This window comes from Mesorhizobium sp. M7A.F.Ca.US.011.01.1.1 (genome assembly GCF_003998295.1).
In the GTDB taxonomy this organism is placed as follows: Bacteria; Pseudomonadota; Alphaproteobacteria; order Rhizobiales; family Rhizobiaceae; genus Mesorhizobium.
The window spans coordinates 1-7102 of the sequence record NZ_RZRT01000114.1 but is presented as its reverse complement, the minus strand read 5'-3'; the positions used below and the strand labels follow the sequence as shown (position 1 = coordinate 7102).

Here is a 7102-nt window from a genome sequence, read left to right as displayed (position 1 = left end):
ACGAAATGTCTCTCGCGCCTCAGAAGTTCAGCAAGGGCCCCTATTCAGCCACGAATCCGAACTGCAGATTTATGAATCGATCGCCCAAAGGGGCGTGGACCGCTCCTATCCTAATGGAATGGGAACTTACGGGTGAATCTGTAACCGACGAACATGTTCATGATGAATTTGCCTATGTCATTGAAGGCAAGCTCTTTGTTGAAGCAGATGGTGTGACAGTCGAGGCAAATGCGGGCGACACGGTGTGTGTTCCCGCAGGGGCGCTTGGCCGCTACTCAGCTCCGGAATACGCCCGCATACTTGGCGTATACGCGCCAAATCCGAGTGGAATTCCAGCCAAGTCGAATACTTATGCGAAGATTTCGGGACAAGGAGATTCTGTGCAAAAGCCAACATAATTTAACCGCGTATACACAAATCTCTACCCGCCGACAATCAGGTGTGCTCAGCGCCTGCTAAGCATGTGTTGCGCCTCAACAAGAGATTAAGCCGAATTTTTTCGGAAAATCTCGGAACCCCAATTTGTGGGTATTGTCTGCAGACCGGTCTCTTCGTGCTGCCCGGCGGACTGACTATCACTGTCATTTCCGTTGTTGTCGGCCGCGTCTATGATCGTCTTGGGTGCCGCGATCGAGGCGCCGGGTGGCCGGGTCTGCGATGTGATCTTTCCGGTACGGGCAAGGAAAAGCTTGCGGCGATCATCAAGGAGCATCGGGCGAAGGGCACGCTCGAACGGCGCATCTACCAGGTTATGCGTGGGTCCTATGCCAGTGACTATCGAAGAATCCTGCCGAAACTTCTTTCGGTTCTGGAATTTCGTTCGAACAATGGCGTGCATCGGCCCGTGCTTGGGGCGTTGGGCTGGATCAGGAGGGCCGTCGAAACCGGATGCCGCGTGGTGCCGCGGGACGGCGTACCGATCGAAGGCGTCATTCCGCCGAAATGGCGCGGCGCGATCATCGGCAAGGACGGACGCATCAACCGGATCAGCTATGAACTGTGCGTCCTCAGTCAGTTGCGCGACCGCATCCGGGCCAAGGAAATCTGGGTGGTCGGGGCGGACCGCTATCGCAATCCGGACGACGATCTGCCCAAGGATTTCGAGAGCCGACGGGCGGCCTACTACCACGCGCTGAACCTGACGTCGGATGCGCGAGCTTTCACGCGTAAGATCCAGGCCGAGCTTGAGCGGGAATTGCGGCTACTGATGCCGAACTCCCCCGCAACGATAAGGTACGCATCCTCTGGCGCGGCGAGAACCGCATCTCGATTACGGCGTTCCAGCCGCTGCCGGAACCGCAAGGTCTACGATCGGTCAAGGCCAGATCGGCCGGCGTTGGCCGATGACGGAACTGCTTGATGTGTTGAAGGAGACGGCGCTCGACACCGGCTTTCTGGACGCCTTTAAAACGTCGGCTTCCCGTGTGGCGCTTTCGCGCGGTGCGCTCGACCGGCGCCTGATCCTTTGTCTCTATGGCTGGGCACGAATGTCGGCCTGAAGCGCGTGGCGGCCGGATGCCCGGATGTCAGCTAGAGGAACTGCTTCACGTCGGCCGGCGCTTCGTCCATCGGGGCGCGCTCGAGGCGGCTTGCGGGCGCGTTGCCAATGCAACGCTGGCGATCCGCAACACCGCCATCTGGGGCGAAGCCGGCACGGCCTGCGCGTCAGATTCCAAGAAGTTCGGCGCTTGGGATGGCAACCTGATGACGGAATGACATGTCCGCTATGGCGATCGCGGCGTGATGATCTACTGTAAGCGCTCATTTCCCCGCACGTCGACGGCCCTTGCAACAGTTGATCGCTTTCAGACGGACGCGTCGGGTCAGGCTGCGGCGGCTTTGAGGAAGTTGAAGGGCAGCAGGTCGTCGATGGCTGCGTTCTCGGGGCGCTGAGGTAGTTCAGTGAGGACGCGGCGCAGCCACGCTAACGGCTCGACGCCACAGGCGCGGCAGGTCAACATCAGGCTGTAGATGACGGCGCTGGCCCTGGCTCCGTCGACGGTATCGCTGAACAGCCAACTTTTCCGGCCAGTGGCAAAGATTCTGATATCGCGTTCGAGAAGATTGTTGTCGATCGGCATGCTGCCGTCCTCGGTGTAACGAGTCAGATATCCCCATTGGTTCAGGGTGTAGGAGACGGCGTCGCCGAGCTTGCTGTCCGGCAAGACTTTTGGGGCGATGTCGTCGAGCCATGCCTTGAGAGCATGGAGGATGGGGACACTATGTTGCTGGCGGAAGCGGCGAATGCAGTCATCTCGCGTTTCGCCGTCATCGGGGATTTCGTTCCGCGCCTGACTTTCAACCCGATAAAGCTGTTCGAAGAACCGGAGCGCCTGTTCCGGCGGGCCGCCGCCTTTCTTCCTCGCCTTTAGGGCATCGACGAAGCGCCGCCTCGAATGGGCCATGCAGCCAAGATGCGTTGCCCCTTCCAGCGTGCGCCAAGCGGAATAGCCATCACTCATGACTATGCCGCGGTAATCGCCCAAGAAGGTCTGCGGGTGTATCTGGCCGCGACCCGGTTGATAATCGAGCAGCACGATAGGCTCGTCACTGTCCTGGCCGCTCCGGTATGCCCACATGTACGAGGTGCTGGCGGCCTCTCGATCCTTTTCCTTCAGCACCTGAACAGTCGTCTCGTCGCCATGGATGAGGGGCTGCGATCTGAGCCGCAGCTTCAGGGCGTCATAGATGCGGGAGAGATGCTTTTCGCTCGAGCCGATCACCCAGTGGCCCAGAGCGCCACGGCTGACAGGAACGCCCGCGCGCTCGAAGGCCTGCGCCAGGCGGTAGAGCGGTGTGCCGTCGACGTATTTGTGAACGAGCGCGAAGGCCAGCGTCGAAGCCGTGGCGATGCTGCCCGGCAAGGGTTGCGCGGGCATCGGCGCGGTCACGACCGGCGTGTTGATGCCGGTACGCTCACAATGGCGGCAAGCATATTTGAACCGCACATTCTGCAGAACCTTCGCCTTCACCTCGATATGAAGTTGCTCGGTAACGGCCTCGCCCATGCAATGCATCTGGTGACGGCAGCAAGGACAAGCCTTCTGGTCGTCGGGAAGGTCATACTCGACACGCTCGCCGCGGCAGGTTTTCCGGCAAGGCCTTGCGGCCGCGCTTCTTTCCCGTCGCCCCTTCGGTCGCCGGCAAGCCCGTGTCCGGCAGGACAACGACGCCGCCATCTTCGCTGTCGGCGTCATCCTCATCCGCGGCCTGTTCGGCTTCATTGAAGAGGCGGTCAATGTGCTTTTCGCTCTTCGGCGCAAAACGATGCAGTCGTGCAAGCGCCAGCTCTTCCTCGAGTTTGACGACGCGTTCGGCGAGTTGACGGTTCTGCCCCTGCAGCGCAGCAATGCGCGCCATCAACTCTTCAACCAGTCGGTTCGCCGGGTCGATTCATCAGATTCTTGAATCGAAAGCATGCCGTCGCGTCAACCGCTCAATTCGAGAGCCCTCAACCCGCAACCTGATATTGCCGCGCCGGATGGCGGACCATCGCATCGATATCGATGCCGTCGAGGATCCAGTGCAATTGCTCGGTCGTAAGCGTGACCACCGCTGCCTCCCGGCGCGGCCACCTGAACCTGTCCTCGGTCAGCCGCTTCAGGACCAGCACAAAGCCCGACCGATCGAAGAACAGGAGCTTCATCCGGTCGCGACGGCGATTGCAGAACGCAAAAACCGCCGGAGCAAACGGATCGAGCGCCATCGTCTCTTGGACCAGAACCGCAAGGCTGTTGATGCCGGCCCGGAAGTCGATCGGCTCGCGGTGCAGGTAGACTTTCAGGTCAGCGCCCAGTCTGAACATGACCCAGTGCTCCGATGGTCGCCGTCAATGCATCCACATCACCGCATTCCAGCGTCAACTTCACGCCGTTCGGCAGCGACGCGCTCACCTTGGCTGGAGAGGAAAAAGGCGCTGTCCTTTTCGAGGCCGACCAACGCACCCCATCGCAAGTCCCCGGCAAATCCACCGCAGCCATGGTGCTCTGTCGCAGCAAGGCCCGATCGGAAGTGCTTTCAATCTGAACCGGGATGAACGCAGGTGGCGGGGACGGCGGGAGGGACTGGGTCTCCGCGCGCTTCTTTATCCACTTCCGAAGAAGGTTCGCATTGACCCCATGTTCGAGCGCGAGCCTCGATACCGACACGCCAGGCTCAAGGCAGGCCGAGACAAGACGCTCCTTCGATGCCGGGTCGTATCGGCGTCGCCCGTCCCGACCGACAAGCCTCACCCGCAGTTTCTGCTCATCTTCTTCCATCACTTGGTGTCCACCTATTTCGGTGGACACCTGCATGCATCAGAGCACTCAACAGCAAAAGGTGCTGGGAAATTCGCGCTTACGATCTACTGGCATGTCGAAAAGGGTTCGACCTGCATCTTCTCGCAGCTTAAGCGCTGTTCGTCTTCGGAGGTCGCCGCGATGATCAAGGGCGTGCTGCGACACTGCACCGACATGGAGATCCAGCGCCAATATGTCGACAGCCATGGCCAGAGCGCCGTCGGCTTCGCTTTTTGCCGCCTGCTCGGGTTCGACCTGGCGCCACGTCTGAAGGCGATCGCCCGGCAGAAGCTGGCGCTGCCGCATTCAGGCCTGCGCACTGAATTGCCCAATCTGCTTCCCATTCTTTCCAACGTCTGTCGCTATCTGGTGTTCTGCTTCAGGGAGCGGAAAGACGCGGCAATGTTCAGGGACACCTTCAACAGGTTCCCGTCTTTCCCGGAAAAAAGGGCAGACATGGAAGCGCCCACCAGGAGATGTAGGTCGGCCCGCCAAACCCGAAGGCCAACGAGTTGTTCTGCGGCTGGCCCGCAACCAGTTTTTATTGAACTTTCGCGGCAAGCTGAAATGCGAGTGCGGCAGGAGGGGAATGACGTTTTGATCGGGTTTCTCGACATGACCTTTGAAAATCGTTGTCTGAACTCCGGCAATGTGGACTGAAAAGAGTTCGGCCCCGCCCACATTGATAACTTCGACCCTGAAACTCAGGGTCGGACTCAAAGCTTCTTCACCTCGCTGTCGTGCCCCCGTCTGTGCTCAAGATGCTCCCCGTCGCATAGCTGGCCTCAGCGGCGATGAAGGCTACGAATTTGGCGATCTCGACCGCGCCCGCGAACCTCTTGAGCGGCACACCAGCTATCACCGATGGTTTGGTCGTTTCCACACCGCCAAACCACTCGAGCTCGGCAGTCATCATCGGCGTGTCCACGGGGCCAGGGCAGACGCAGTTCACCCGCACGACCGGGGCGAGTTCCAATGCCATAGCCTTGACAAGCCCCGCGAGCCCGGCCTTCGAAGCGCAATAATGGGCGTAGAGCTCCAGGCCGTTGACCGAGAGGTCCGATCCAATGGCCACGATGCTGCCATGGCCCCGCTCACGCATCCGCAGCCCGCATTCCCGCATCACATAGAACGCGCCGGAGAGATTGACCGAAATCGTTCGTTCCCAAAGTTCGGGCCCAAGTTGTTCCAGGGAGGAGGGGGTAACGATCCCGGCTGCGTGAACCAGGTAATCGACGCCGTTCATTTCTTCCCAGATCGATTCCGTTGAAACGGCAACCGCCTTGGGGTCGGAGACATCGACACCCCTAATGATGGTGTCGTTTCCTATCTCGCCCGCGAGGCGTGACAATTCCTCCTCGCGACGCGACATCAGCGCGACTCTTGCACCTCGTTCGGAAAGAAGGCGCGCTGTTGCCATTCCGATTCCGGAAGACGCCCCCGTTATCAGAGCCGTCTTCCCTTTGAGTGGTCGATCCATGTCTATCTCCATCTTGCGGTTGAACGACCATGTCGGGTTCTCGAGAGCGTCATGGCGAAGTTTGAATCGAGGGCAGTCCGCTCAGCCCTCGACCGACGCCTGAACAGCGATCTCAATCAAGATTTCTGGTGCCACCATGTTGGCTTCAACGGTAGCCCGAGCGGGAAGGGCGTCGGCCGGAATCCACTCGTCCCAAGCGGCATTCATAGCAGCGAAGTCTTGGACCGCATGCTTGAGCCAAATCTGGGCGAACAGGATTTTGGACTTGTCGGTGCCAGCCGTGGCAAGGAGTTCGTCGAGGCGGGCCAACACTTCCTTGGTCTGGCCCTCGATGCCCTGGGAGCGATCGGCCGGGGTCTGCCCGGTGATGTAGGCGATGCCGTTGTGGACGAGGACATGGCTTAGCCGTCTTCCGTTGGGTAGGAAGCGAGAGATAGTCATCATTTTCTCCGTTATTGCGCTCAGCGCATTCCGATGCGCATGCGAAGAAGCTTTGGAATATTGGCGATCGACCGGGCGATGACCGGAGGCTGCTTACGCGCGTCTTCGAAGTCCTCGCAGGTCACGATCGCGTTCCTGATCAATCTCCCGCCCATGAAGCGGAAAGGTTCGGGCGGGAACCTGAGCGGATCACGATGGCAGAAGGGCGAGTGCAACCACTGATCCTTGCGGTTCAGCACGCGCGAGGTCAGGCACTCTCCGGCAATGCAGGTCGCGTTCACTCCATGTCCTGAGTAGCCGGACCCATAATGGATACGCGTGCCGCTCACGGTGCCGAAGTAAGGAAGACGATCCGACGCAACTTCGATCGGCCAGCCCCATGACCCTTCAATTCCAGACTTAGCGACCTCGGGGAAAAAGCGCGCCAGCCCAACGGCCGCTCGCTCCGCGCTCCTTGGATCATTACGGAGTGCTTGATCGCTGTGGCTTTTGCCATATGCGATGGGCCCGGACCCCGAACCCATCAGGATGCGCCCATCTCTGGTCCGCCTGAAATAGTGGGTGAACATCCTCAGGTCCGCGATACCCCGGGCCTCGCGATAATTTATGCGGTCAAGAGCGAGATCATTGGGCTTCGACATGACCGGGAAGCTCGAGAAAATCGTCGTCGCGGCGAACACCGAGGGTATCGACATGACCCCGGTGTAGTTGGCCAGCACCACATCACGGGCGACGGCCGATCCGTTTTTAGATGAAACGATGTGCGGGCCTTGGCCGTCGATCGACGTAACCGGAGTGTCTTCGTAAATTTCGACGCCGACCCTGATGGCCTCGGTGCGCAAAGCGTCGGCCAACAGCGCTGGATGGACCGTCGCGCCTTCGTGAAAGAGCAGACCACCCA

Annotated in this window: 9 protein-coding genes and 2 pseudogenes; 5 read left to right on the top strand and 6 right to left on the bottom strand. The window is 59.8% G+C overall.

The window, feature by feature from the left end:
- The 4 genes from EOA13_RS36125 to EOA13_RS39215 form a co-directional block, all read left to right on the top strand.
- The coding region (locus EOA13_RS36125; protein ID WP_348629783.1) for a cupin domain-containing protein at positions 1-398 on the top strand (398 nt) is incomplete at its 5' end.
- A 68-nt stretch (positions 399-466) separates the two neighbouring features.
- On the top strand, positions 467-1360 hold the full coding sequence (locus tag EOA13_RS36120; RefSeq protein ID WP_245490589.1) for a hypothetical protein: 894 nt from the start codon (positions 467-469) through the stop codon (positions 1358-1360).
- Positions 1344-1499: a transposase gene (locus EOA13_RS39220; protein WP_245490588.1), complete on the top strand. Its 156-nt coding sequence runs from the start codon at positions 1344-1346 to the stop codon at positions 1497-1499. The genes EOA13_RS36120 and EOA13_RS39220 overlap by 17 nt, the downstream gene beginning before the upstream one ends.
- A gap of 16 nt (positions 1500-1515) precedes the next feature.
- Positions 1516-1716, top strand: coding sequence for a Tn3 family transposase (locus tag EOA13_RS39215; RefSeq protein WP_245490587.1), 201 nt, complete (start codon positions 1516-1518; stop codon positions 1714-1716).
- 107 nt (positions 1717-1823) lie between these two features.
- On the opposite strand, the pseudogene EOA13_RS36115 reads toward EOA13_RS39215, so the two are convergent.
- From EOA13_RS36115 to EOA13_RS36105, 3 genes and pseudogenes are all read right to left on the bottom strand, one after another.
- Positions 1824-3397: pseudogene (locus EOA13_RS36115) on the bottom strand (IS66 family transposase).
- 54 nt (positions 3398-3451) lie between these two features.
- Positions 3452-3805 carry an IS66 family insertion sequence element accessory protein TnpB gene (tnpB, locus tag EOA13_RS36110; RefSeq protein ID WP_023762979.1) on the bottom strand — a complete coding sequence of 118 codons (354 nt, stop codon included), beginning with the start codon at positions 3803-3805 and terminating at the stop codon, positions 3452-3454.
- Positions 3786-4259 (bottom strand): transposase, encoded by a 474-nt coding sequence (locus EOA13_RS36105; protein ID WP_164780568.1) that lies wholly within the window; start codon positions 4257-4259, stop codon positions 3786-3788. The genes tnpB and EOA13_RS36105 overlap by 20 nt, the downstream gene beginning before the upstream one ends.
- A 78-nt stretch (positions 4260-4337) precedes the next feature.
- Here EOA13_RS36105 and EOA13_RS36100 point away from each other — a divergent pair.
- A pseudogene (locus EOA13_RS36100) lies at positions 4338-4592 on the top strand (Tn3 family transposase); the annotation flags it as partial.
- Positions 4593-5007: 415 nt separating this feature from the next.
- Here EOA13_RS36100 and EOA13_RS36095 read toward each other — a convergent pair.
- The 3 genes from EOA13_RS36095 to EOA13_RS36085 all read right to left on the bottom strand — a co-directional run.
- Positions 5008-5760, bottom strand: a complete 753-nt coding sequence (locus EOA13_RS36095; protein ID WP_127297913.1) for an SDR family NAD(P)-dependent oxidoreductase — start codon at positions 5758-5760, stop codon at positions 5008-5010.
- Between the two features lie 81 nt (positions 5761-5841).
- On the bottom strand, positions 5842-6201 hold the full coding sequence (locus EOA13_RS36090; protein WP_127297912.1) for a RidA family protein: 360 nt from the start codon (positions 6199-6201) through the stop codon (positions 5842-5844).
- A gap of 20 nt (positions 6202-6221) precedes the next feature.
- Positions 6222-7102: FAD-binding oxidoreductase (locus tag EOA13_RS36085; RefSeq protein ID WP_127297911.1), on the bottom strand; the 881-nt coding region annotated here is incomplete at its 5' end.

Bases quoted from the DNA above. Each gene is read 5' to 3' on its own strand.
- EOA13_RS36105 (WP_164780568.1), bottom strand. From the start codon at position 4,259: ATGGAAGAAGATGAGCAGAAACTGCGGGTGAGGCTTGTCGGTCGGGAC.
- EOA13_RS39215 (WP_245490587.1), top strand. From the start codon at position 1,516: ATGCCCGGATGTCAGCTAGAGGAACTGCTTCACGTCGGCCGGCGCTTC.
- EOA13_RS39220 (WP_245490588.1), top strand. From the start codon at position 1,344: ATGACGGAACTGCTTGATGTGTTGAAGGAGACGGCGCTCGACACCGGC.
- EOA13_RS36090 (WP_127297912.1), bottom strand. From the start codon at position 6,201: ATGACTATCTCTCGCTTCCTACCCAACGGAAGACGGCTAAGCCATGTC.
- EOA13_RS36095 (WP_127297913.1), bottom strand. From the start codon at position 5,760: ATGGATCGACCACTCAAAGGGAAGACGGCTCTGATAACGGGGGCGTCT.
- tnpB (WP_023762979.1), bottom strand. From the start codon at position 3,805: ATGTTCAGACTGGGCGCTGACCTGAAAGTCTACCTGCACCGCGAGCCG.